Below are 23368 nucleotides of genomic sequence, written 5' to 3'. Positions count from 1 at the left end.
CGCATTCCGCCACAGGCTGTGCGGTAGCGGTGTAGCGCGAGCTCTCCCCTACTTTGCCGACTTGATCCACGCCGGGGAAAGCCTGCGTACCTGTGGTGCAGAGGCCAGTAGTGGGGCGACTTCGCGTTCGTACGCCAGATATGCAGGATGCCGAAGAAACCCGACTGCGTCCTCAGCGGTTCTGTAGTGCTGAAACGCTGTGATGCCATCCGGATCGTCGGAATCGAGGCAGTAGTAGTAGGCGAGATGCCCAGGGTTGTCGAGCACGGCCGGTGCCAGGCGCTTTTCCCACAGAGCCCGGACGGCGTCGCGTCGATTCGGCAGAGTCTTATGAGTTACGACGACGGTGACGCCGGGTTCGACTGGCATGACAGGTCCTTTCGACCGAAGCAACCGATGTACCGCGATCATGCACCACGGTCCCGACACCGGCCGGCATCGCGAAGATTCGGCCGCCCGAATAGTCGGGCCTGTAGTGTCCCCGGTCATGACGGCACGAGCTTTCACGAGATCGGCAGTCGTCGCGGGGTCGGCAGTTGCGCCGCCCGTCCGCGCAATCTCGGGCTCCGGAGAGAACGGCCGGAGAAGTGAAAGTCGAGTGATTCTGCTGCACTTCACTTCTGGCGCGTTCGAGCCACATTCAGGGGATTTCACCGTCCCGATGCCATCCGGTGGTGGATCCATGATTGTCGTATCCGACGCGGCGAGCACGACATATCTCGATGCGCTGGCGAACACCGAGCGGTCCGCCCAGCCGTGATCTGGCTCGCGTGGCGGTCGAACCGGGCACCTCTGCTGATCTCGCTGATCACCATCGCAATCCTGATCACGGCGACGTCGACGGCCGGAGCCTACGTTCCGCGTTATCCGCAGACGTCGTGGTCGTTCCCTCGAATGTGTTCTCGATGGAACGATGTGGGACCGTGCAGACCGGAGACCGCACTGACCCTGTCGACGCTGGGTGCACTGCTTCTACCGTTGCTGCTCGGAATGTTCGTCGGGGTACCCGCTTTTTCTCGTGACGTGGACTCTCGTACCCATGTGTTGGCGCTGACGCAGTCGCGGAGTCGACTGCGGTGGTACTTCGCACCCGTAATCGTTGTCTTCCTGCCCATTTCGGCTGCTATGACGTGCCTCGGCCTGGCATTGCTTTGGGCCACGGGCCGGTCGCGCGATTCTTCGAGTGCCGACCACGGCCCGTCCGTCGGTTTCTCGTGGTTCGATTTTCCTCACTTCGAGACGGCCGGCGTCGCTCTCGGTGCATACACCTTGCTGATGCTTCTCGTCGGCAGCACTCTGGCACTGGTGTTCCGACGCGGGATCGTCTCCATGCTCGCTACCCTCGTCGTCTTTCTCTTCTTTGCACCGGTGGCGTTCACCTGGATTGCGCGCGAGCACTACGGATCGCCCAGCATCGACAGTGAGCCGATCAGCGGCTTGTATCGCGAATCGGAATATCCACCCAACCCGTACTACACCACCGACGGAACGTGGGTCGTCGACGCCGGGTACGTCGACAGCAGCGGGGCGGAGGTCGGACCCGACACAGCGCGGTGCGCGCAGCCGTACCGGGACGGGAATCCACCTGCCGGGGAGACGAACGAACAGCGTTCGGAGCGAACTCGACTCGAAACCGTGGACCGAGCAGCACGATTCGACGACTGCTTACGCGACCAAGGCGTCGCCCGCTTCGATATCAGATACTTTGCCGACGACGAGTTCTGGCGTTTTCAAGCGATCGAAACCGGCCTCATGCTCGCATTCGGTCTCGCGGTGAGTGGCGCGGGAATATCGGCGGTCCGGCGTCTTACCTGAAGATCTGCTCACTGTTTGTGCAGCGTGAAGCTCGGACAACTGTCGCCCTGACCTTGCGGTGCCCGCAAGTCGACATCCCTACCCGCCTACCGACAGCAGCTGGGGCCGTTTTGCCGTCCGACTGTCGCCCGAGGAGCGCCTACGGACGCGGCGAGTCAACCACGGCGCAAGGAACATTCCGGCCCAGTTCAGGTCGCCGCGAACCCGGGAGACCAGATGTGGGCGCCCGAGTGGGGCCAGAGGACGATCCCATGCGTCGGTGGCACCCGGCAGGCCGAGAGCGAATGCGGCGGCCGCGGCGAGCCGCGCGTGTCCTTTCTCGTTCAGATGCAAGCGGTCCCAGCTCCACAGACGCGGATCCGATGCCACGTCATGCTTCTCAAGATCAATTACTATGACACCGAATTCTTCTGCAGCCGTCCGAATCTCGGCGTTCAGCTCGGTCATACGCTTCGCGATGATCGCTCGACCGGGGACGGGGTGTGCGAGGCGGGGAAACGTCATGGTGATCACGGTGCAGTCGGCCGCTCGCAGCGCGCCGAACATTGTGCCCAGCTCACCGGCCACAGTGCGCGCATCGAAATGGGGTCGCAAGATGTCGTTGACGCCGGCAGCGACGGACGCGACGGTGGGTCGCAACGCCACGGCGGCGGGCAATTGCTCTGCTCTGACCTCAGCAGCTTTGCGACCACGCACCGCGAGGTTCGCGTACACGACCGTGTCGTCGCTCTCGGCCATGTGCTCGGCGAGCCGATCGGCCCAGCCACGAAAGCCCGCCATGTCGTCGCCGTCGTTCAGCCCCTCCGTCTGACTGTCACCGAGAGCTACGTACCGCAACTGACCTTCTCGGTTCTCCATCACCGCTCCTTCGTCGAGCAGAAATATACAACAAGTTGTGCATGAAGACGCTTTTCCTGCGCGACGGGTACTGTGCCGGATCATGTCCCTACGTGATGCCGTGCTCGCCGCACTGGTCGACGGGGAGCTGTCCGGCTACGACTTGTCCAAGGCGTTCGATGCAACGGTCGCCAACTTCTGGACTGCCACTCCTCAACAGCTCTACCGCGAGCTCGATCGAATGGATCGAGACGAGGTGATCACCGCGAGACTGGTAGAGCAGGACGGTCGCCCCAACAAGAAGCTGTTCAGCCTGACCGACAAGGGTCGTGCGGCGCTGCGCCAGGTCAGCCACCGCCGCCCGAAGCTTCCCGCGATTCGCGACGAGCACCTGTTGGCAGTGCACGCACTGGAGGCCGGCGACCTCGAGCCGATGACTGCCGCGATCCGCGAACGGATGCAGCTCTCACGCGACAAACTGGCCAGGTACGACCGGATGGCGCACCGCCTGCTCGACGGACGCACCGAGACCGACTTCCTGACGACCGCAGATCGCATCGGCCCATACCTCACCCTGATGCGAGGACGAATGTTCGAGGAAGAATCTCTCCGCTGGGGTGCCCGGATTCTCGACGTACTCGAGGTCCGCGCTGGTCGACGCTGACCGCCATTACCCGATCAATAGTCACAAAGTTGTGTATCGTTCGCGATAACACCCGAACCCGGGTCCGACCCTACTCAGGAGATGACGCGTGCAGCGGTTCCGACAAGCCGTCGAGGCGAACGACCACGACGCCATGGCCTCCACCCTTGCTGACGACGTCGTCTTCAGCTCGCCAGTTGCGTTCAAGCCGTACCACGGCAAACCGATGACCGCGGCGATCCTGCGGGCCGTCACGCGGGTGTTCCGCGACTTGCGATACGTCCGAACTGTCGAAGACATCGGCGGTCGCGATCACGTCCTGTTCTTCGAGGCCCGCATCGACGATGTGACCGTCCATGGCTGCGACATCCTGCACCTCGATTCCGACGGCCTGATCGACGACTTCACCGTCATGGTGCGTCCGCTGTCGGCGGCACAGGCACTCTCCCGGGCCATGGCTAAGGAATTCGCCGCCGAGATGGCGTCGAACACTGCGACCGACAAGATGGACTGACCCGCTGGACTTCTCACTCGACGCCGATCGTCACCTCGGTGGATTTGACGAACGCGGTTGCCTGCTGCCCCACCGCGAGCCCGAGCTCCTCGGCGGCCTCGCGGGTGATCGAGGAGGTGACTGTCTGGTCGCTGCCGTCGAGACGAACCTTCACCGTCGCCATCACACTGCCGAGCGTGACCTCGGTGATGGTGCCGACGAGCTGATTGCGGGTGGACAGTCGCACGATGGTTCCTCCATGTGAAAAGTAGTTCATGAATGGTCGAGCGAAGCGAACGATACTGGAGGTGCCACACAGCGTCTGCATTCTTCGGTGCTGTCCGACCCGCACTGCCGAGCCCCCCTGCTCACTCCAGGGCGGGCATTGCGTCCACGCGCGCGGGCACGTGCTTGTGCCACGGAGTCGCGGAAAACTCGTCGCGGCGAGCGGCATCGGTCAATTCGTTGGGTGCAACTCCGACGCGGGCCGCGGAACCGGGAAGGTCGAGTCCGAAGCCGTTGGGAAGGGAGATATGGCCGGGTTGCATCGTGTTCGTGATCTCGACCTGTGCCACGGCCGACCCCTTGGCGGTCGTGATCTTGGCACTGCAGCCTTCGGACAGTCCGAGCGCCTCGGCGTCGACCGGGCAGATACGCAATGCACCGTTCCCGCCCCGTTTGCGCCAGGTGTCGTCCCGAAAAATGGTGTTCGCAGTGAACGCGCGACGTTCGCCTGCGGAGAGTACGAAAGGGAAGTCATCGCTGGTGTGAGACGGATCGCTGTTCTTCAGGTTTCTCAAGGAGCCCAGCAGGGGTGCGATGGCCAGCTGTATAGGTCTGTTGGCGGCGGGAACATAGTCCCACGCTCCGCCGTCGAGGTCGTCGACGGTCATCTCGACGCCTGATCGGTTCTCCAGAATTGCGGCGAACAAGGCTTCGGCATTGCGATGGCCCGCTGCGCGGACCGATCGGGGGTGCTCGCGGTAGATCTTGTGGGACAGCGCCCACAGCGCCGCAGCCGATGTCGCGCCGTTCGGGAGCGTGGGGCCGAGCGTTGCGTAGAGCAGGTACGCGGCGACCGGGACGGACTTCTTGTCGAGCCCGAGCAAGGCAAGAAACGTTGCTGCGTACACCTTGTGGCCCAGCTTGAGCGCCCCACGCAGCAAGATGATCCAGCGGGGTTTCACCAAGCCCAATTCGTTGATCAATCGTGCATAGATCTCGGGTTCGGGCAACGTTCCCGGCAATGGGTCGAGTATCGGTGCCCGCAACTGAAAGCTGTTGCGCGGGTATTCGAGACAGAAGAACGTCGCCTCCCATTTCTCGAACTGACTGGACGCGGGAAGCACGTAATCGGCGCGTCGTGCAGTCTCGGTCATCGCAACGTCGATCACCAGGCTGAATTCGAGTTCGTCCATCGCTGTGCGAAAGCTTGCAGAGTCGGCCATCGAATGCGCAGGGTTGGACGACTCGATCACCATTGCCCGGAACCTCGCGGGGTGGTTGTTCGACACCTCCTCTGCGATGGCGTTACCCGGAACCAACCCACCGAACATCGGCGTACCGTGAACCGGTGTGCTTTTGACGTCGAGTGAGTAGTTCAACAATGGTGCGAGCCACGAGTGATTATGCATGGCACCACTTTTCGCGAAATTTCCGGTGACGAGCCAGATGAGCTTCTCGAGGTAGGAGACCAAGGTGCTGTTGGGGCTCTGCTGGACTCCGAGATCCTCGTAGATCGAGACGCTGTCCGCTGTCCCGATGAGATGCGCCGCGCGCCTGATCGCGGACTCGTCCACTCCGCACACACCTGCGTAGGCCGAAACGTCGAGTCCGTGAACTGCGGCCACTACCTGTTCGACACCAGCTGTGTTCTCGTGCAGGAAGGCGTGGTCCATCATCCCGTTATCGACGATGATCGCCAAAATGGCTGCAAGGCACCACGCGTCGGTTCCCGGCTTGATCTGTAGATGTATGTCGGCGCGCTCTGCAGTTTCCGTTCGCACCGGATCCAGGACGATCATCGACCTGAGGGGGTCTTTGCCGATCTCCTGCAGCACGGTACGAGCTCGGGCGACACCGTGCGACTGCCACGGATTCTTGCCGAGAAACACACTGACCTGCGCACGGTCGAAATCACCCACAGTGTGGCTACCTGTGAGGTGCGCGTCGACCCACGCCTCTCCGGTCTTCTCCTGCGCGATGGCGTTCGATCGATACCGCGCACCCAGTCCGCGCATCAGCGCACCGGCGTAGGCACCGCCCAGATGATTTCCCTGTCCGCCGCCGCCACAGAAGAAGATGCTCTCACCGCCGTGCTTGTCACGAACGGAGCCCAGACGCCGTGCGATCTCTGCGATCGCCGTATCCCAGTCGACCGGCATGTACGTGCCGTCGGCCTCGCGTCGCATCGGAGTATCCAGTCGCGACCCGCCGTTCTGGTAGTGGTCCAGCCTGAGCGCTTTGTTGCAGGTGTATCCGAGCGACTTGGGGTGGTCCTTGTCGCCACGAATCTTGGCGATCCTCCGACCTTCCGTGGAAACGGTGATACCACAGTTGTTTTCGCACAGAATGCAGGCGGTCTTCTTCCAGTCCACACTGCTCTCGTCCGTCACATTCGTCTCCAGTAATTGTATGTGGAACTGCATAGTACGCCTGCTGCACAATCGAGTCGGTGTGCAGTCGAATGAGGAGGTGATGAAACGATTTCGATGCCTCGACTGCGATCGGCCGTGATGGCGAGTGTCGCGCGATCGGGTATCGACGACAAGGTACGGGAGTACATACCTCCGCCGGAATCATTGTGCACGCGCACACTTCACACGGCATTTCGGCCGTTCTACCGAAGTTCGTTGCGCCGCAGACGATCCTCTGTACTATGACGGAATGCATAGGACTTGGGGCTCGTGACGTACATCGATGACATCCATCTTTCGACTGCGGTCGTCATCGACTTCCTGCGCTCATGATGCGGTCGGTACCCGGCCTGCGGACGGTGGAAGAACATCGTGCGCTCATCGACGGCTTGATCTCGCGCACCCCCACGGTGATGACGCCCCTGTCGCAGGCAGCAGGACGCGCCCTCGGCGCGGAGGTCGATGCTCCGATCCCACTTCCGCCCTTCGACAACTCCGCAGTCGACGGGTACGCGGTGCACGTCGCCGACCTGGTCGGTGCCGGACCCGACGCGGTCGTACACCTCCCTGTTGCACGCGTGATAGCCGCAGGTGATGGAACACGAGAAAAATTACGTGCGGGAACGGTTGCCCGCATCATGACCGGTGCCCCGATACCTGCAGGGGCCGACGCCGTGGTTCCGGTCGAGGATGCCCGGTACGACGGAACAGAGGCGGTGTTCGGTAGCCCGAGCAGGGCCGGCGCGAATATGCGGAGAACCGGGGAGGACGTCATGCCTCCGGAGCGCCTCTTCGATGCGGGAACGGTCCTGACGCCGTCGCGTATCGGACTACTGGCTGCATCCGGTCTGGGACGGGTTCTCGTACACCGTCGGATCCGGGTCGCCGTGGTGTCGACCGGCGCCGAGATCGTCGACGCTGCCACTCTTCTGCGTCACGGTCGTATTCACGACTCCAACTCGGCACTCCTGTCGGCCGCGGTCGAAGACTGCGGTGCCGAACTCGTGGCGTGTATTGCCTTGCCGGACTCGGTGAACCAACTCAGATCGCACCTAGCAGAGCTCGGAGCGTGTGCAGACGTCGTCATCACATCGGGCGGAGTCAGCGCCGGGGATCACGAGGTGGTCAAGCAAACGCTGATGCCCTACGGCGTGCGCTTCGCCGGCGTCGCGATGTCGCCCGGGCGACCCCAAGGTGCCGGAACCGCTTTCGGCACAACGTTATTGACCTTTCCTGGAAACCCCCTTGCCGCCTACGCTTCATTCGAGCTTCTCGCGCGTCCGATTCTCCGACGCGCTATGGGCCTGGTTCCGGACAACCGTCCTACCCTGCGGGTGCCGTTGGCACATCCACTACCCAGGAAGTGTGGAAGACACACCCTGGACCTCGCGATCGGACGCCCCGACGGGTCGATCGCCATGCTCACCGGCTCGGGAAAGCACGGGCTCAGCGCGGCGCGAGAGGCGGGCTATCTCGTGGAATTGAACGGTGCAGTTCCTTCCCTCGACGCCGGCGAGACGGTCACGGCGACAGTGCTCTGACCCGCGCGATCACATCCGATGACATGTAACGAGTGAAAAGAGAGCTCCATGGTCGAGAACGGCGCCACCGGCGACTGGCAGAAGACGGCATGCATTCTGTGCGAGTGCAATTGCGGTATCGAGGTGAAGGTCGAGGACAGGGCGCTTCTCAAGATCCGAGGCGACAAGGATCATCCCGGATCGCAGGGCTACACCTGCGAGAAGCCGCTCCGGTTGGACCGTTATCAAAACGGCGCTCACCGCATCGACTCGCCTCTGCGACGCCGTGCGGACGGCACCTACGAGGAGATCGACTGGACTACCGCGCTCGACGAGATCGCTGAACGTCTGCGGGCAGTTCGTGAACGACACGGAGGCGAACGCATCTTCTTCTACGGTGGCGGCGGACAGGGCAATCATCTCGGCGCTGCCTACGGTCGATCCCTGTTTCACGCAGTCGGAGCGAAATACACGTCGAATGCTCTGGCGCAGGAGAAGACGGGTGAAGCGTTCGTCGACGGTGAGCTCTACGGCAGTCACACCGCAGGCGACTTCGAGAATTCCGAAGTGGCCGTGTTCGTCGGCAAGAACCCGTGGCAGTCCCACGGACTGGCTCGAGCACGGCCCACACTCAAAGAGATCGCCCGTGATCCGGAGCGGTCGATCATCGTGATCGACCCGCGCAGAAGCGAGACAGCGGAGCTGGCGGACCACCACCTGCAAGTGAAGCCCGGGACGGACGCGTGGTGCCTCGCAGCTCTCGATGCCACTCTCGTGCAGGAGAATCTGATCGCCCACGAGTGGCTCGCGACCCACACCGTGGGGGTGCACGACGTCCTCGAGCTACTCCGCAGTGTGGACATCACCGACTACGCTCGTCGGTGCGGTGTGCCGGAAAACGACATTCGTGCGGCCGCACGTCGCATCGGACGGGCAAGCAGCGTCGCGACGTACGAGGACCTGGGAATTCAGCAGTCCCCCAACAGCACGGTGTGCGCGTATCTGCAGAAATTGATGTGGGTGCTCACTGGGAACTTCGCCAAGCCCGGTGGTATGCACATGCATTCGTGGGTCTTCCCTCTCGCCGGTGCCTGGTTCCCCATCCCGCGCGAGAACAGACCGCCGCTCGATGCGGCACGTCGAATCGCCGCACTACGCGCCATGCGCGCAGGTGCAGGTGCGGTGCGGTCGTTGACGACTCGGATGGGAGGCCATCGCAGGACTCGCAGCATCGTCGAGCGCGCGGCGCAGCTCGCCCTGAACAACTTTTTCTCCTCCGTGTCGGTAGCCGTGGCCGATCCGATAGCACGCACGATGGGTAATCCGTATCAGACGGGCTTCACACCGGTCACCGGCGCTCGCATCGTCTCCGGCCTCATACCGGGGAACTCGATCGCCGACGAGATACTGAACGATCACCCTGATCGACTGCGCGCCATGTGGATCGACTCGTCCAATCCTCTGCACTCCCTGGCGGACAGCGACCGATTCCGTCGCGCGATGCGCAGTCTCGAACTGACGGTCGTGGTCGACGTCGCACTCACCGAGACAGCGCGGGAGGCCGATTACGTTCTCCCTGCCTCGAGCCAATTCGAGAAGTACGAAGCGTCACTGTTCACTCTTCACTTCCCGCACAACGTGTTCCAGCTACGGGTGCCGCTCATGCAGCCGATGGCAGGCACTCGATCCGAGCCCGACATCTACGCCGAGATCATCGACAGACTCGGCGTCGTGGACGACAACGTGCTGTCGGCCCTCGGTGCGGCGGCACGTACGGGTTCGGCGACGTTCAACCTGGCACTCTTCTCGACCATCGAGCAGAAGCCGGAATTGGCCGGGCTCCTGCCGTACATCCTGTACCGCACACTCGGAGCCACGCTCGACGTAGGCAAGGAATCCACGGCGCTGATCTGGGGCCTTGCACAGCTCGCCTGCATCGCCAACCCGGATGCCGCGCGGCGGGCCGGATTCGACCGAGACGGTGCCGCGCAAGGAGATCAACTCTTCGACGCCATTCTCGCCGATCCGCAGGGCGTGACCTTCACCGAAGACCGGTACGAGGACGCATGGCGCTACATCCGCCACCCCGACGGCAAGATCCACGCCGCCATACCGGAGCTGCTCGCGGAATTGCGGCTGCTCGACCGAGAAGAACCGGGCTACACCAGCGACGACTACCCCTTCATCCTGTCCGCGGGTGAGCGACGAGCTTTCACCGCCAACGTCATTATCCGTGATCCCGAATGGAGACGACGGGACAAAGAGGGAGCGTTGCGGATGTGTCCCTCCGATGCGGAATCGATGGGGGTGGCCACAGGTGACACCGTTCGGCTGATCACGGAGACAGGTAGCGCCTCGACCGTGGTGGAAGTCAGCGACATGATGCAAGCCGGCCATGTGTCGCTTCCGAACGGAATGGGCGTCACCTACCCCACGGGTGACGGCAACGAGACAGTCGTCGGGGTGCCTCTCAACACGTTGACATCGATCACTCGTCGGGACAAGTTCTTCGGCACTCCCTGGCACAAGAACGTGCCGGTTCGAATCGAGCCGATCCAGAACTCGGCACAGGGGTCGAGCAGATGACCGCCCGGCAGTACTCGGAAGCATCGGCATAGCACGCAGATCGGTCCATGGCCTAGGCCATGGACCGATATGTTGCGGGCGGACGATGACTACCGCAGAGCGACGGCTGCCACCAGGTGTCCCGCCGCCAGTGACGCACTCGTATCGTCCAGACGCACGAAACAATCTGCGCCGGCTGCCGATTCGAGGCCATGCCGTTCCACCCCGGTCAGCAAGGTGACCGTTCCGTTCGTATTCAGGTGTGCGAGATGAAACGAAGGATGTCCAGGCCGCGGGTCGACGCCGTGAGCAAGCGGCACAGACACCTGTCGACGCTCCTCGGCGCTCAACCCCATGGCCAACCGAAAATTGGGGCGGGCGAACAACTCGAAGGATTCGTACGCGGCCAGTGGATTACCGGGAAAGCTGAGCACCGCAGTGCCCAACATGCGGCCGGCACCTTCTGGTCGGTCCGGCCACATAGCGACGTCCACGAATCCCATGTCCTCTGCGCGCAGAGCTGTGTCGACTACTCCGTCACGGCCCGCATCGATTCCCCCGGATGTGATGACGACGTCGGCTCCGGCGCACGCCGTCGCCAGAACGGCCCGAAATTCGTCCACCGAGTCCGCCACCGAAACGCACATGGTCACGTCGGCACCGCAGGCCACCACGGCGGCGGCGAGCATCACCGAGTTGCAGTCGTGAATCTGACCGAAGCCGAGAACTGTTGATCGGTAAATGATTTCGTCACCAGTCGAAATCACGGCTACGCGCAATCGCCTTCGGACCGACACGCTTCGAACGCCGACTCCGGCCAGAAGACCTGTATGCACCGGGGACAGGGCCGTTCCCGGCGCGAGAAGTCGCTGCCCTTCCCGCACATCCCCACCCCTACGCCGGATGTGAGCGCCGAAAGCGCATCTCCCACGAAATTCCACCCGGCCCTCATCTACTCGCACCTCGTCCATGGGCACTATCCCGGTCGACCCAGCGGGAACGGGAGCCCCGGCCGAGATTTCGACAGCCGTGCCGACAGCCGACACCACCGGCGCGCGATATGTCACCGGAACATGCTGTGCAACAGGCAATAGGACGGGAGATTCGGCCGAGGCACCGATGAGATCGGATACATGCACCGCGTATCCATCGACTGCGGACGTATCGAACAGGGGAAGCGGATCCGGTGCGAACACAGGCTCTGCCAGGACAAGGCCGGATGCCGCCACAAGATTGGACTGCCTGACCGCAGTGATCCCGATCAGACCGGCAACCATCGCAGAGTGCTCCTCCACCGACCGCAAGGCGACAGTGGACGTAGCGAACGGCGAGTTCATGAACGAGCCTGAACCGAGGCAACCAGCATCGTGTCTTTACCTGTAGGTCCAGTCTTGGCAGCACCCCCTGGGAAACCGAGTTCCTCGAAGAACTCGGCATTGGTGGATACGTAGCCAGTCCACTGCGGAGGTACGTCCTCCTCGAAGAAGATCGCCTCCACCGGGCAAACCGGCTCACACGCACCACAATCCACACATTCGTCCGGATGGATGTACAACATCCGATCGCCCTGATACATGCAATCCACCGGGCACTCCTCGATGCATGCCTTGTCGAGAATGTCGACGCAAGGTTCGGCCACGATGTACGTCACGAGACTCCGTCCGTCATTGATTTCCAGCCCACAATTATGCCGAACGTCATACTACATACGAATAGCCAACGTAGATAGCAACTTTGGGCGTACATCGATGGAAATGCCATCTACCCTTGCCGGTTGTGCACGCGCACATCGTCTCTGGCCCAAGAGTGGACACTCGCACCTTCCGCCCGGCCCTTGCTGCCATCCACAATCTATCGAGTCCCCTGTGACCGACCGATTCGAAGGGCTTGTGAACAATGACGTCCGTAGCGGGAAAAGTCGCATTCATCACCGGAGGGGCGTCTGGCATAGGCCTCGAAACAGGTCGCCGACTCGCATCGCTCGGCGCGCACGTGGTCCTCGTCGATCGGTCCGAGATTTCCGCATCGGTGTTGGAGACCCTGGACACGACCCGCCACTGTCGACACATGTCGGTCGTGGCAGATGTCACCGACACCGCGTCGCTGGAACTGGCCGTGTCCACTGTCTTGACCGAATACGGATGCCTGGACGTGGTCGTCGCCAACGCCGGCATCGCCGAGGCCGGCACCGTCGCGATCAGCGATGTCGAATCGCTGGTCGCCATCGTCGAAGTCAACCTCATAGGAGTCATCCGGACGGTTCACGCAACCTTGCCTGCAGTGACGGCCCAGCGAGGTTACTACCTCCTGGTTTCCTCTGCTGCAGCCCTGAAGAACATCCCGGGCCAATCTGCCTACGCCGCATCCAAAACCGGTGTCGAGGCGTTCGGTGGCGGGCTACGGCTCGAAGTGGCTCACAAGGGCGTCGGCGTCGGCGTCGCCCACCCTGCATTCGTGCGCACACCGATGTTCGAGTCGCAGCACAGCATAGCGGCGGTGCGCGCAGGTATCGAGGAAATGCCGTGGCCGTTCAGCGTCGTGACAGAACTCGACGACTGCGCAGCGGCATTCGTGAACACGATCGTCGAACGTGGTCGAAAGGTCTATGTACCCGGTGCACTTCGCGGCGTGGACACCGTGCGCGGAGTGTTCACAGGCCGTCTGTGGGACGCCATTCTGCGTCCGCGGGTGAAGAAGACGGTTCCCGCTCTAGAGGACGGGATTCTTCGGGCCCGCACGCAGCGCTCGGTCACGGGTCAGTAACCACCACACCAAGACCAAATCCGCGGTCGAGTCGATGTCCAGCCCGGTGAGGTCGCCGAAACGGGCGACGCGGTTGCGGACGGTGTTGCGGTGCACGAAGAGCGCAGCGGCGGTATCGTCGACGCGGCGATCGTTGTCGAGATACGTTGCGACAGTGTCCATGATCTCTCGACCGGTCGCGCCGCGAACCAATAGAGGGCTCAGGTGAACGCCGGCTATCTGCTCAGCGACTTCGTCGGCGAAGGCCAGCAGAGGAAGTGGTCCGAGCGCCGCGAGATCCACCAACCCGGTTCTGCCGAACATCGTGGCCAACGAGAGCGCGCGTTGGGCCTGCTGGTACGAGGAGCGCGCGTCGGAGGGTTGGCGTGCGTCACCCACCCCGATGGCAATCTCGGACTCCAGCCGTTCCGGGACGATGGGCAACAAGGCTATCAATCGACCGTCGATGACCGCGTCGACCACATCGAGAACCTCTCCTCTACAACGCATCCGGAGCAACGCACGAGCGTCCGACGCTGTCACCGTGTCGTCCCACACGATGCAGGCGACCCGGTACGAATGCGACAGGTCTATGCCGTGCTCCTGTGCGTCGCCGGCCAGGGAAGAGGGTAGGTACGAATTCTCGACGAGTTGCCGGATCAGATCCGAGCGGCGGATGGCACCGGTGACTGCCCGCTCCTGCATCACGGTGTTGACGGCTGCCGAATAGGACGTCGCCCACTCCCACATCATGTCTTGCATGTCGTCCACTGCGTCCGTGGGCAGATTCTGCTCGGCCGCATTGTGCCTGATTATCTTGAACAGCTCCCGCGCCCCCAATTGGATGCTGTGGGCAACCAATTCGAGTGGGATCGTCTGATCCGCCCAGCGCCGGACCAATTCGGTCACGTCGCTTTCGTCCACCGACGGCGAGTTGCTTTGCACGCGCCACACCACTATATCGAGCACGGCCCTGGTATTGCGTTCCACTTCCTCGCGAGCGACGGAGTCGTACAACGGAATCCGCTGGCGATACAGATCCGTCAATCGCGATGCCACCGAGTCGAGCTCTACGTCGGCACCGGCGATCAGCGACGAAATCCGTGCCGCGATCGCCCGCTCCCTGGTGGTGTCACTGTCTTCCTGCATCGAGCTACCTTCCGTCGCTACGATCGTGTCATATCCCGAGCCGACAGCCGTCGAATTTCGGGTGCGATGGCACGACTGCGGGCGGTGAAAGGTGCCGTCGTCAGTACCGCTCGTAGAGCGAGCAGAAGCCTGCCTGCCCGCGGATAGATCATTCTGGAGGAACGGTTTTCGAGTGCGCGTACGAAGTGAGGGACGATTCTGTCCGTGTGTGTGACAGCACCGAAAGGCCCGGGGAGAGCTTGTAGCAGCGCAACGAACGCTGGTTGGCTCATTTTGTTCGTGACCAGCGTCGTGTCGATCCACCCCGGGTGAAAGGACCCGACCCGTACGCCGGTTCCGCTCAGTTCGAGTCGAAGCGAGTTGGCGAAGGCTTCGAGACCCGCCTTGGCCGCTGCGTACGCCGAGTGCCCGGGCTGGTGAGCGAACGAAGCCCACGAACAGGTGAAAGCAACATAGCCTTCCGCTTTCATGACAGCGGGCAAGGCTGCTCGGACGATATTGTGCGCGCCGATCAAATTGATATCGATGATGCGCTGCCACGTTCCCTCGGGAAGCAGGTCGATCGGACCGTAATCGGACACCCCAGCGTTCGCCCAGACGATGTCGATCCGGCGACGGGTGGCGAGAATTTGCTCGACCATTCGGTTGCAGGCCTCGGCATCGCGAACGTCCAACTCGTATGTGTCGCACTCCCCCGGTATGGTGGCCGCCACGCGGGCCAGACCGGCTGCGTCCACATCAGCGAGAACGACAATGCCTCCGCGAGCGGAACACTCGAACGCGGTAGCGGACCCGAGCCCGCCCGCCGCGCCGGTGATCAACAGGACTTGTCCGGAAAGCGGCGAAGCGGTCACGAAACAACCCCTTGTGGGTGGTCGGGCAGATCCACTACGGCAAGGGCCGATTCCGAAATGCTCCCCAGGATCAGTTGCGATCCGCGCCGCACCACGCTGGTGACCATGGCAAAGTCGGGCGTCGGCGACTGCAAGTCATGGACTATCGACCCGTTTCGGTCGATCGCCATGACCCACGTGGTCCGTTCTCCTTGTCGGAGCTTCTCCGGCAAGGAGTAGGAGATTCGGCGGATGATTCCCGGCAAGCGGGCCACTCGATCGTGCAGCGCATTCCGGGGCGTCGCCATCGACACCCACGTCAGGTCGCCGTCGACCGAGATGTTGTCGGGGAACGCGGGCAGGTTGTCGATCAGAGTTCGCGGGACCGCTGTCCCATCGACGAGAGAATACCGAGTGATTTCGAAGTCTCCCGTCGACACAACCGTTGCGAACTCTTCGTTATCCGACACAGTCAGGCCGTTGGCGAACTGAATGCCATCGACGACGATTCGCGCCGCACCGTCCGGTGTCAGTTTCACCAGATGACCGGTGCCCGAGTGCTCGAGCAGATCCGCCAAGAAGTCGTCGAACGAAAACCTACGCGAGGACACGGTGAAGTAGATATTTCCCGATGGTGCCCGAACGACGTTGGACGCGAACGTGATCGGGACGGAGTCGAGGCGGTCCAACACTACGTCGACACAGCCACTGCCGAGATCGACACGCAACAAACCGCGTTCGCTGTCGCACACCAGAATCGTCGAATCGTCGACGACGGTGATGCCCAGCGGCCTACCCCCTGTGTCGGCGAGAGTCTCGACAGTAGAAGTACTGTCGTCGATCAGTGTCACCCGGAGAACCCTCCCATCCACGAGTCCGGTGAGAATCCGTCCCTGGGAATCCAGCCGAACGTCCTCCGGGCCCCGGCCCGGCAGTTCGACGCGTCTGATCGAGCCCATCGGGGTGTCGCTGTACTTCGCTCTCGCACGGGCAGTCGACTTCGGCGGTGTCCACCGGACGGGCCGCAGACTCGGACTGAGTGTCGTCGCCGGAAGACGGGCCGCCGACGGTGAGGCCTGACCGTTGACGACCGCGGCGATGGCACCCGCCGAACTCCAGGGCGCACCGTGCCCCTCGTGAGGCAAAGGGTAGGCGTCGATCCTCGGATCACTCGCCGACAACGCCATGTCACTGGAGTTCACTCGTCGGTCGTCGAGTCCATAGACCACCGACACCGGGCAGCTCAGTGCAGGTAGACGTTCCGAGAGCGAACGCTCCTCGAGGTAGTGATCGATCGAGGAGGTCGAGGTACGGAACCGTCGAATACCCGTGGCCAATAGGTCCTGTACCGCGAACTCCGGCACCGGACCACTCGGAGCGAACGCAGAGCCGAGCCCTGCACGCAGCATTCTCGCGGGAAGCATTGCCCACACTGCGTTGCCGACTAGCGGCGTCCTGAGAATTCTCTCGGACAGACCGCGCGAGGTCAGTCGACTCGACACGGTCGGCGTCGTCGCGACGAGCACCAGTCGTCGAACGAGCGTGGGGTACTGCTCGGCCAGTGATGTCGCGACCAGGCCGCCTCGCGAATGGCCTACCACGGTGACGGACTCGAAACCTGCTACTCGTATCTCACGGGCGACATGAAGTGCATCGTGCTCGATGGTGTCGCTTCCCGACAGGTCGGGCACGAGGACGTTTCCGGCCAGGAGCGGTTCCACGCGATCCCAGGTGGCGGCCGAAGCGCCGAGACCATGCAGCAGAACGATTGCCTCGGATGTCATCGTGGCCTCTCGGAGGTACGCACGAGGTGGTCCTCGGGATCGAATCGAACTGCACGAGAGCGATAACCGAGAACGCTGCCGGGCCACAGGTTGCTGTTGCGGCCGGAAGGATCGAGATACCAACTCCGACAGCCGCCGCTGGTCCACACTGTTCCTTCGGTCAGTGCATCGATGTCGGTCGAGTACTTCGCCTGAGCCTGCGGCGTCGGCTCGATGAAGCCACCGGCATCGATTGCACGCTTCATGGCCCTCCCGATGTACTGGATCTGCGACTCGAACATCATGATGACCGAGGTGTGCCCGAGCGCAATATTGGGGCCGTGCATCAGGTACAGGTTCGGAAAACCCGAGACAGAGGTACCGAGATAGGCCCGTGGGCTCTCGCCCCAACTCTCGGCCATCGATCGACCCTGTCCATCGAATACTCTGTCGGTCAACGGTAGTCGGCGCGTATCGAACCCGGTGCCGAAGATGATCGCATCGACATCGTGCACTCCGCCCGCTGCATCCACGACTCCCGTGGGTGTCACCTTCGCTACTCCCCCGTTCTCGACGGTCACGTTCGGCTGAGCCAACGCCGGGTAGTACTCGTCGGACAGCAGAATTCGCTTGCAGCCCATCCGATAATCGGGCGTCAACTTCGCCCGCAGCGCAGGATCGCTCACGGCATGCGCGAGATGTGCTCGTCCTTCCTTTTCTCCGATTCGCATCAGTGCCGGGTGCCGGAAGGCCAGCAGCTTGATCTCACGTTTGGCGTAGACGACTGCTCTGGATGCACGCTGGTAACCCGGAACCGACCGCAAACGCCTACGGGTTCTCTCGGATATCGGCCGATCGTTGCGAGGCATAACCCACGGTGCAGTGCGTTGGAACAGCGTCAAAGACTTCACGACCGGCTGGATCTTCGGCACGAATTGAATTGCCGATGCACCGGTACCGACGACGGCCACTCGCTTCCCCGAGAGATCGACCTCATGGCGCCACTGAGAGGAGTGGAAGACGGGGCCGGTAAAGGTGTCTATTCCCTCGAGAGCAGGCAGCGACGGGTCTGCGAGCGATCCGGTGGCGAGCACGACATGGTCGGCAGTCGACCTTCCCCGGGCGGTGTCGAGTATCCATCGTGAGGTGTTCGAGTCCCACGCCAAAGATCGCACGGCACAACCGGTTCGGAGACGCGGGATCAGACCGTGATCGCGCGCGAGATTGTGCAGATACGAGCGAATCTCAGACTGCCTCGCATACGTGTGCCGCCAGGTGTGGCTCGGGGCGAACGAAAACGAGTACAGCAAGCTCTGCACGTCGCAGGCGGCACCGGGATAATCGTTGTCGCGCCACACTCCCCCCAGCGACGACGCCCGCTCGAAGATGACGACGCTGCCGCTGTGCAATTTTTCCAGCCGGATAGCGGCACCGAGACCGGCGAACCCCGAACCGATGACTGCCAGGGTGTGATGATCGGGATCGGCGTCGGACCCGGTTTTCACCATGATTCTCTCGCGTTCTGTGAGTGAGGCTTTCGGGAGAATTCAGACCACGAGGTGACCGAAGCCGGCAACTCAGTGGGCAGTGCGAACGCGCCGTCGAGGGTCAAGATTTCAGCGGGACCGACCGAACCGTGAGTCTTGCTCGTCAGGCGAACAGACACGAACGCGGTCGCATAGTCGATGTCGCCGATGTGGAATACCTGCTCGAAGTAGAGATTTTTGGCATCGGTGCCCAGCAGGCGTGTTCGCACGCGGTACGACCGAGGGAAAGTGAGAGAACGGTGATATGTGATGGTTTGGGCGGTCACCACCGGGCTCCACCCGCGGCTGCGAAACTGCGCCCAGAGACCTGTTCTTGCGTAGTACGAAATTCGCGCAGCGTCCAGAACGGACAGGTATCGACCGTTCGTCATGTGCATCAGGACGTCGAGATCCACGAGAAGCACCCGGAACCGCGTTTCCAAAGCCTCCCCTACCGTGGCTTTTCGCCTCGTGGACCGCATGCGAACGAGCCAGCGGATCGTCATGATCACAGTGTTCACCCCTTCGCCGACGTATTCTCTGCACCATCGTGGTCGAGAAGGTTCGTCGTCGCGATAGCTGCCACAACACGTCCGAACGCAGGAAGGTGTGCGCATGCACAACGCCCGAGGAAGGCTCGGCCGATACAGTGTTCACCGACAGCCAGGAGAGACCATATGAAGATCTTCATCATCGGAGCTGCCGGCGGCATCGGCTCCAGACTGAGCACCGTTCTGACCGCTCGCGGTGACACGGTCTCCGGAATGATCCGCAACCTCGCTCACCGTGACCGAGTCGAATCAACCGGCGCTACAGCTGTTTTCGGTGACCTCATCGATAGCGACGCCGCCACGCTGGCAACCGCGTTCGCCGGCCACGACGCCGTCGTCTTCAGTGCAGGCGCACACGGTACCGGCATGGACAAGACGACGTCGATCGACGGAAAAGGTTTGGAAAAGGCAGCCGACGCAGCGCACAGTGCGGGCGTGAAGCGGTTCGTACTGGTCTCGGCGTTCCCCGAATCGGGCCGCAGCCAACAGCCTTCCGAAGGATTCGAGCACTACATGGCCACCAAGAAGACTGCCGATGTCTACCTGTCCCACACCGAGTTGGATTGGCTGATCGTCCGGCCCGGAGTGCTACTCGACGAGCCGGGGGGTGGCACCGTCACCGCCGGATTGGCCATCGAGCACGGCGACGTACGGCGCGACAACGTCGCATCGTTCATCGCGGCAGCGTTGGCCGAACCCGCACTGACCCGGACGATCGTCGAACTCACCGACGGCACAACGCCTGTCGCCGATGCGGTTCGGCAAGTGATCGCAGGCTCTGGCGCTCGGCTACCGTGACGAGTCGACGACTCCATTGAACAAGAGCACCATTTCTTTCTCTACAAGGTCCAGCGCCCTGGTGCTCCGCTGTGCCTTGCACAGCAGCAAGGCGCCCTCGATAGCCGAGAGTGCCATGGTGGCCAACCCATGGGCGCGTTCCTGATCGATACCGTGCTGCCACAGTGACGCCGCGATCGTGTCCTCCCACGAGGTGAACGACTCCCCCGCGGCAGCGAGTGCGGCCGGACTCTGAGGCCCTTCGATAGCGACGGAGGCCACCGGACACCCCGATGCGAAATCGGTGGCCAGTAACTCGCCGCGAAATCCGGAAATGATCGCTTCAACCGTCCGCAGCGGACCGAGGGTTGTCAATCCTGCCGAGATCATCGAACCCATGAAGGTACCGGCCGCTCGGGTCGCCTCTTCCACCAGCTGTGGTCGACCCTGCGGAAAATGGTGGTAGACCGAGCCTCGCGGAGCACCCGCATGTTCCAGGACGTCGGCGACGGACGTTGCCTCGACGCCCCTCTGTTTGAACAACGCGATGGCGCTGCGCAGCATGTCTTCGCGTGCGGTCGACCGTCTCGGCATGGTGCCACCTCTCGGGTCGGCTCTGATTATGTCGTCCATCATAACAAGGGTGCTCAGCTGTGCACCCGACCCGCCGCACCCCACCTCGACGTCGCTGACGTGGGGAGGCTCGAGATGTATCACTCGGACTGATATGCGGTGTCAACACATTCGATTTCCCTGATCACCGACACCGACACACACTTAGCGGCGATGCGTGACCCACCTCACTCGAGGTCCTTCGTACGATTCAGGGAGATCTACATGACTCAACTCGGTTCCGAACCTGGTGTGCAGCAGAGGACGCCAGGTCGCACCCAGGGAATTCTGTTGGTCTCGATGAGTTGCCTGCCGGTGCTCGGTGCGGTGTTGCTCGCCCCGATTCAACCGCAGATGCTCGACGAGTTTGCCGACACACCCGGCGTCGAAGCCTTGGTTCCCCTGACCATCACTGCGCCTGCGCTGATGATCGGTTTGCTCGCGCTCGGCGCGGGACGGGTGATCGACAAGGTGGGCCGCATCCGACTGCTGACTGTCGCGCTCGTCGTCTACTCGCTGTTCGGAATCGCCCCGTTCTTTTTGGACTCACTCCCGTTGATCGTGGCGTCGAGACTCGGTGTCGGCGTTGCCGAAGCCGCCATCATGACCTCTTGCACCACACTGATCGCTGATTACTTCTCCGGCAAGGACCGCGCTCGCTACTTCGGGTTGCAGGTGGTGTTCACGAGTTTGTCGGCCGTGGTCTTCATCGGTCTCGGCGGCGCACTTGCACAGAACGACTGGAGAACTCCGTTCTGGCTTTACACCGTCGGAGTCGTCTTCGCGATCCTCACCCCGATCATGCTGTGGCAGCCTCGTTCCACGACCACGATGCAAGACCTGGTTGCGTCGATTCGATGGCGGCCTCTGCTCAAACCGTTGGCCGTCACACTGTTCGGCGGGGCCGTGTTCTACACACCGATCGTGCAGATTCCGATCAAACTCGACGCCGTCGGTGTGAACAACACAGCTACCATCGGCATCGTGAGTGCGCTAGTCGCGCTGGCTACGGCACTTGCCGCGCTCACTTTCGGTCGACTTTCCGACGCCGGTCCGAAGATGTTGTTGCCCATTGCATTCGGTGCATCCGGTATCGGCCTGGCCGTCGTCGGACTGGCATCGAATCCCCTGTTCGTCGCGGTTGGTGGCATCATCGCTTCGGCCGGATGTGGACTGCTGCTTCCGACGTTGCTCCACTGGGTTGTCAGCGACCTCGACTACGCTCAGCGAGCCCGCGGCACCGGAGCGTGGACGGCCGCCATGTTCACCGGCGAATTCCTGTGCCCCCTCGTCGTCGTCGCCCTCGGTGCCGTGTTCGGCGGGCTCACCGGAGCACTGATCGCACTCGGGACCGCGTCCGTGCTCATGGCAGTGATGCTTCCGAGGCTCGGGTCATTCACGGTCCACACCACACCGTCCAGCAACTCCTGAGAAACCAGCAATCCTGGGCCATGCCTGAGCCTCTTGGTAACTGAGAGCCTCTTGATACCTGAGCGAGCATGCGGTGCGGCCACGCCGCGCAGAATCCTCGAACCTGACACAGAGCGCACTAGCGTCTGAGCCTGGCTTCGTACCGCGGGCGAGTGATCGGCGGTGCCCTGGCCGGCATACCGGTATACGGTGCACTGGCGACAGGAGGACAGACCTGGTGGATTCGAGCAAGGGCGTCGACGAGTCTGCACTGCACCGGAACCGGTCCTTCCTGATCCTGTGGACCGGCGGTGTGCTCTCCGGTGTGGGTTCGTCGATGAGCACATTGGTATTCCCCCTGGTCGGCTTTGCCTTGACCGGCTCGACGTTCTTGGCAGGCCTGGCCGCCACCGGCGTCCTGACCGGCGAGCTGCTGGGGCGGCTGGTGTCCGGTCCGCTCGTCGACCGGTGGCCTCACCGTCGGACGCTCACTGTCGCCAATGTTGCTGCAACCGTGTCGATGTCGAGCGTCGCCGCCGCCTCGCTCACCCACGCACTGAGTCTGATCCATCTGGTGCTCGCCGGGTTGGCGATCGGGGTGGCCGACGCGTTCGTCGGTCCTGCGGTATCAGCAGCAATTCGGCACGCGGTTCCGATAGGCCAGCTTCCGTTGGCGTACACACGCATTCAGGTACGGGAGCACCTTGCGACTTTGATCGGCCCACCGTTGGGTGGGGCGCTGTACTCGATTGCGCGCAGTGTGCCGTTCATCGTCGACGCGATCAGCTACCTGACATTTGGGCTCCTCTCGAGCCGATTGCCGACGACGACGAGAACGTCGGATCAACCGAGCAGGTCCTTTCTGAGCGACGCACGCGACGGCTTCGTTTTCGTGTGGCGACACAGTTCGGTGCGCGCAATCCTGATGTGGGGAGGAATGTTCAACTTCGCCTTGGCATACGTCTTCACCGCTGTGACCTTGCGGCTGATCCGAGATGGCGTGAACCCGGTGGCCATCGGTCTCATCGACACGGTAGCCGCCGCCGCAGGTCTGATCGGCGCAGTTGCGGCGGGGCGAATTGTTGCGACCTTCCGCACCGGGCGGTTGACGATGTCCACGGGCTTGGCGTTGGCCGTCATCGTCGCCCCGATGGGATTGACGACAAATGTGGTCCTGATCGGTGCGCTGTTCGCCGCCGGCATCGTGCTGCTCCCCGCCAACAACGCCGGCATCTCCGCCTTCATCGCGTCGGTAACGCCCACACACCTCCAAGCACGCGTCAACGCCGCCGGTGGAGTCTTCTCGCTCGGACTTGCGCCGCTGGCCCCACCAGCAGCGGGGCTGTCGGTCGCCGCTGCCGGCGGACCGGCGTCGATGTTCATCGGCTCGGCACTTCTGGTCGCCAGCCTCGCGCCGCTAGCGGCCAGCCGCGACGTCCGGGGGCTGAGCAAGCCGGCCCACTGGCCGACAACTGCACTTTCCTCATGACGGTCAC

General features: G+C 62.6%; 22 protein-coding genes. 10 read left to right on the top strand and 12 right to left on the bottom strand.

All coding sequences use genetic code 11. The features are described from left to right. Positions 1-48: 48 nt before the first annotated feature. The gene (locus RFA01S_RS20485; protein ID WP_032406790.1) at positions 49-369 is read right to left on the bottom strand and encodes a putative quinol monooxygenase; all 321 of its coding nucleotides are present in this window, start codon (positions 367-369) and stop codon (positions 49-51) included. 118 nt (positions 370-487) lie between these two features. Between RFA01S_RS20485 and RFA01S_RS20480 the strand changes: the two genes are divergently transcribed. Both RFA01S_RS20480 and RFA01S_RS20475 read left to right on the top strand, forming a co-directional pair. Beyond that, the gene (locus RFA01S_RS20480; protein WP_139278484.1) at positions 488-760 is read left to right on the top strand and encodes a hypothetical protein; all 273 of its coding nucleotides are present in this window, start codon (positions 488-490) and stop codon (positions 758-760) included. Beyond that, positions 757-1815 carry an ABC-2 membrane transporter-related protein gene (locus RFA01S_RS20475; protein ID WP_032406791.1) on the top strand — a complete coding sequence of 353 codons (1059 nt, stop codon included), beginning with the start codon at positions 757-759 and terminating at the stop codon, positions 1813-1815. The genes RFA01S_RS20480 and RFA01S_RS20475 overlap by 4 nt, the downstream gene beginning before the upstream one ends. A gap of 78 nt (positions 1816-1893) precedes the next feature. Here RFA01S_RS20475 and RFA01S_RS20470 read toward each other — a convergent pair whose 3' ends face one another. Continuing rightward, a complete protein-coding gene (locus RFA01S_RS20470; protein ID WP_032406792.1) occupies positions 1894-2673 on the bottom strand; it encodes an SGNH/GDSL hydrolase family protein in 780 nt (259 codons plus the stop codon). An 82-nt stretch (positions 2674-2755) separates the two neighbouring features. On the opposite strand from RFA01S_RS20470, the gene RFA01S_RS20465 reads away from it, so the two are divergent. After that, a complete protein-coding gene (locus tag RFA01S_RS20465; protein ID WP_032406793.1) occupies positions 2756-3316 on the top strand; it encodes a PadR family transcriptional regulator in 561 nt (186 codons plus the stop codon). A gap of 88 nt (positions 3317-3404) precedes the next feature. Then, positions 3405-3809 (top strand): nuclear transport factor 2 family protein, encoded by a 405-nt coding sequence (locus tag RFA01S_RS20460; protein ID WP_032406794.1) that lies wholly within the window; start codon positions 3405-3407, stop codon positions 3807-3809. Between the two features lie 13 nt (positions 3810-3822). Here the strand turns inward: RFA01S_RS20460 and RFA01S_RS20455 are convergent, their stop codons facing one another. Next, positions 3823-4035 carry a TOBE domain-containing protein gene (locus RFA01S_RS20455; protein ID WP_032406863.1) on the bottom strand — a complete coding sequence of 71 codons (213 nt, stop codon included), beginning with the start codon at positions 4033-4035 and terminating at the stop codon, positions 3823-3825. 121 nt (positions 4036-4156) lie between these two features. Continuing rightward, positions 4157-6403, bottom strand: coding sequence for a molybdopterin-dependent oxidoreductase (locus tag RFA01S_RS20450; RefSeq protein ID WP_032406864.1), 2247 nt, complete (start codon positions 6401-6403; stop codon positions 4157-4159). Between the two features lie 350 nt (positions 6404-6753). On the opposite strand from RFA01S_RS20450, the gene RFA01S_RS20445 reads away from it, so the two are divergent. Together RFA01S_RS20445 and RFA01S_RS20440 are read left to right on the top strand one after the other, a co-directional pair. Continuing rightward, the gene (locus RFA01S_RS20445; RefSeq protein ID WP_052060575.1) at positions 6754-7965 is read left to right on the top strand and encodes a molybdopterin molybdotransferase MoeA; all 1212 of its coding nucleotides are present in this window, start codon (positions 6754-6756) and stop codon (positions 7963-7965) included. Positions 7966-8013: 48 nt separating this feature from the next. Then, complete coding sequence (locus RFA01S_RS20440) at positions 8014-10530, top strand: molybdopterin-dependent oxidoreductase (protein ID WP_032406795.1); 2517 nt, start codon at positions 8014-8016, stop codon at positions 10528-10530. An 89-nt stretch (positions 10531-10619) separates the two neighbouring features. Here the strand turns inward: RFA01S_RS20440 and RFA01S_RS20435 are convergent, their stop codons facing one another. Then, the gene (locus tag RFA01S_RS20435) at positions 10620-11846 is read right to left on the bottom strand and encodes a molybdopterin molybdotransferase MoeA (RefSeq protein WP_052060576.1); all 1227 of its coding nucleotides are present in this window, start codon (positions 11844-11846) and stop codon (positions 10620-10622) included. Continuing rightward, entirely contained in the window at positions 11843-12160 is a 318-nt protein-coding gene (fdxA, locus tag RFA01S_RS20430; RefSeq protein WP_032406796.1) for a ferredoxin, read from the bottom strand. The genes RFA01S_RS20435 and fdxA overlap by 4 nt, the downstream gene beginning before the upstream one ends. A gap of 245 nt (positions 12161-12405) precedes the next feature. Here fdxA and RFA01S_RS20425 point away from each other — a divergent pair, with 245 nt between their 5' ends. Next, the gene (locus RFA01S_RS20425) at positions 12406-13272 is read left to right on the top strand and encodes an SDR family NAD(P)-dependent oxidoreductase (RefSeq protein WP_052060577.1); all 867 of its coding nucleotides are present in this window, start codon (positions 12406-12408) and stop codon (positions 13270-13272) included. On the opposite strand, the gene RFA01S_RS27315 is transcribed toward RFA01S_RS20425, so the two are convergent. From RFA01S_RS27315 to RFA01S_RS28560, 5 genes are read right to left on the bottom strand one after another with little or no spacing between them, the layout of a single operon-like run. After that, positions 13219-14400, bottom strand: coding sequence for a PucR family transcriptional regulator (locus RFA01S_RS27315; RefSeq protein ID WP_052060578.1), 1182 nt, complete (start codon positions 14398-14400; stop codon positions 13219-13221). The genes RFA01S_RS20425 and RFA01S_RS27315 overlap by 54 nt on opposite strands. A gap of 17 nt (positions 14401-14417) precedes the next feature. Further along, entirely contained in the window at positions 14418-15254 is an 837-nt protein-coding gene (locus tag RFA01S_RS20415) for an SDR family NAD(P)-dependent oxidoreductase (protein ID WP_052060579.1), read from the bottom strand. Beyond that, positions 15251-17017: an alpha/beta fold hydrolase gene (locus RFA01S_RS27310; RefSeq protein WP_052060580.1), complete on the bottom strand. Its 1767-nt coding sequence runs from the start codon at positions 17015-17017 to the stop codon at positions 15251-15253. The genes RFA01S_RS20415 and RFA01S_RS27310 overlap by 4 nt, the downstream gene beginning before the upstream one ends. After that, positions 17014-18504 (bottom strand): flavin-containing monooxygenase, encoded by a 1491-nt coding sequence (locus RFA01S_RS20400; protein WP_032406797.1) that lies wholly within the window; start codon positions 18502-18504, stop codon positions 17014-17016. Before RFA01S_RS20400 ends, RFA01S_RS27310 begins: the two co-directional genes overlap by 4 nt. Next, entirely contained in the window at positions 18498-19004 is a 507-nt protein-coding gene (locus RFA01S_RS28560; RefSeq protein WP_371829110.1) for a thioesterase family protein, read from the bottom strand. Before RFA01S_RS28560 ends, RFA01S_RS20400 begins: the two co-directional genes overlap by 7 nt. Positions 19005-19199: 195 nt before the next feature. Here RFA01S_RS28560 and RFA01S_RS20390 point away from each other — a divergent pair, with 195 nt between their 5' ends. After that, positions 19200-19871: an SDR family oxidoreductase gene (locus RFA01S_RS20390; protein ID WP_032406798.1), complete on the top strand. Its 672-nt coding sequence runs from the start codon at positions 19200-19202 to the stop codon at positions 19869-19871. Here RFA01S_RS20390 and RFA01S_RS20385 read toward each other — a convergent pair. Continuing rightward, entirely contained in the window at positions 19863-20444 is a 582-nt protein-coding gene (locus RFA01S_RS20385; protein ID WP_235581851.1) for a TetR/AcrR family transcriptional regulator, read from the bottom strand. The two genes, RFA01S_RS20390 and RFA01S_RS20385, sit on opposite strands and share 9 nt — an antisense overlap. A gap of 243 nt (positions 20445-20687) precedes the next feature. On the opposite strand from RFA01S_RS20385, the gene RFA01S_RS20380 reads away from it, so the two are divergent. After that, on the top strand, positions 20688-21893 hold the full coding sequence (locus tag RFA01S_RS20380; RefSeq protein WP_052060582.1) for an MFS transporter: 1206 nt from the start codon (positions 20688-20690) through the stop codon (positions 21891-21893). Positions 21894-22110: 217 nt separating this feature from the next. Continuing rightward, positions 22111-23361: an MFS transporter gene (locus RFA01S_RS20375; RefSeq protein WP_032406799.1), complete on the top strand. Its 1251-nt coding sequence runs from the start codon at positions 22111-22113 to the stop codon at positions 23359-23361. Positions 23362-23368 lie beyond the last annotated feature (7 nt).

Source organism: Rhodococcoides fascians NBRC 12155 = LMG 3623, from assembly GCF_001894785.1.
GTDB lineage: Bacteria > Actinomycetota > Actinomycetes > Mycobacteriales > Mycobacteriaceae > Rhodococcoides > Rhodococcoides fascians.
Note: the sequence above shows the minus strand (reverse complement) of the source record. Positions and strands in the feature narration are given on the sequence as shown.

Coding starts and splice junctions, on each gene's coding strand:
- RFA01S_RS20390 (WP_032406798.1), top strand. CDS start 19,200: ATGAAGATCTTCATCATCGGAGCTGCCGGCGGCATCGGCTCCAGACTG.
- RFA01S_RS20465 (WP_032406793.1), top strand. CDS start 2,756: ATGTCCCTACGTGATGCCGTGCTCGCCGCACTGGTCGACGGGGAGCTG.
- RFA01S_RS20385 (WP_235581851.1), bottom strand. CDS start 20,444: ATGCCGAGACGGTCGACCGCACGCGAAGACATGCTGCGCAGCGCCATC.
- RFA01S_RS20485 (WP_032406790.1), bottom strand. CDS start 369: ATGCCAGTCGAACCCGGCGTCACCGTCGTCGTAACTCATAAGACTCTG.
- RFA01S_RS27310 (WP_052060580.1), bottom strand. CDS start 17,017: ATGACATCCGAGGCAATCGTTCTGCTGCATGGTCTCGGCGCTTCGGCC.
- RFA01S_RS20400 (WP_032406797.1), bottom strand. CDS start 18,504: ATGGTGAAAACCGGGTCCGACGCCGATCCCGATCATCACACCCTGGCA.
- RFA01S_RS28560 (WP_371829110.1), bottom strand. CDS start 19,004: ATGCGGTCCACGAGGCGAAAAGCCACGGTAGGGGAGGCTTTGGAAACG.
- RFA01S_RS20435 (WP_052060576.1), bottom strand. CDS start 11,846: ATGAACTCGCCGTTCGCTACGTCCACTGTCGCCTTGCGGTCGGTGGAG.
- RFA01S_RS20470 (WP_032406792.1), bottom strand. CDS start 2,673: ATGGAGAACCGAGAAGGTCAGTTGCGGTACGTAGCTCTCGGTGACAGT.
- RFA01S_RS27315 (WP_052060578.1), bottom strand. CDS start 14,400: ATGCAGGAAGACAGTGACACCACCAGGGAGCGGGCGATCGCGGCACGG.
- RFA01S_RS20445 (WP_052060575.1), top strand. CDS start 6,754: ATGATGCGGTCGGTACCCGGCCTGCGGACGGTGGAAGAACATCGTGCG.
- RFA01S_RS20380 (WP_052060582.1), top strand. CDS start 20,688: ATGACTCAACTCGGTTCCGAACCTGGTGTGCAGCAGAGGACGCCAGGT.
- RFA01S_RS20440 (WP_032406795.1), top strand. CDS start 8,014: ATGGTCGAGAACGGCGCCACCGGCGACTGGCAGAAGACGGCATGCATT.
- RFA01S_RS20480 (WP_139278484.1), top strand. CDS start 488: ATGACGGCACGAGCTTTCACGAGATCGGCAGTCGTCGCGGGGTCGGCA.
- RFA01S_RS20425 (WP_052060577.1), top strand. CDS start 12,406: ATGACGTCCGTAGCGGGAAAAGTCGCATTCATCACCGGAGGGGCGTCT.